This window comes from Pseudomonas persica (assembly GCF_900291015.1).
Classification (GTDB): Bacteria; Pseudomonadota; Gammaproteobacteria; order Pseudomonadales; family Pseudomonadaceae; genus Aquipseudomonas.
This window is the reverse complement of sequence record NZ_OLKL01000294.1, coordinates 1-247: the sequence shown is the minus strand read 5'-3', so window position 1 is coordinate 247 and position 247 is coordinate 1. Positions and strand designations below refer to the sequence as shown.

At 65.6% G+C, this 247-nt stretch carries 1 protein-coding gene; it reads left to right on the top strand.

Features of this window, described 5'->3' with window-relative positions:
- The coding region (locus FQ664_RS26635; protein WP_144175969.1) for a PCRF domain-containing protein at positions 1-247 on the top strand (247 nt) is incomplete at both ends.

Sequence of the window (247 nt, the reverse complement as noted above, 5' to 3'; positions counted from 1 at the left end):
GGACAGCGTCTACGGCAAGCTGAAGTTCGAGTCCGGTGCGCATCGCGTGCAGCGTGTGCCGGAAACCGAGTCGCAAGGCCGTATCCATACCTCCGCCTGCACCGTGGCGGTTTTGCCCGAGCCCGATGAGCAGGTGGCGATCGAGATCAACCCGGCCGACCTGCGCGTGGACACCTACCGCGCATCCGGTGCCGGTGGCCAGCACGTCAACAAGACCGATTCGGCGATCCGCATCACCCACTTGCCC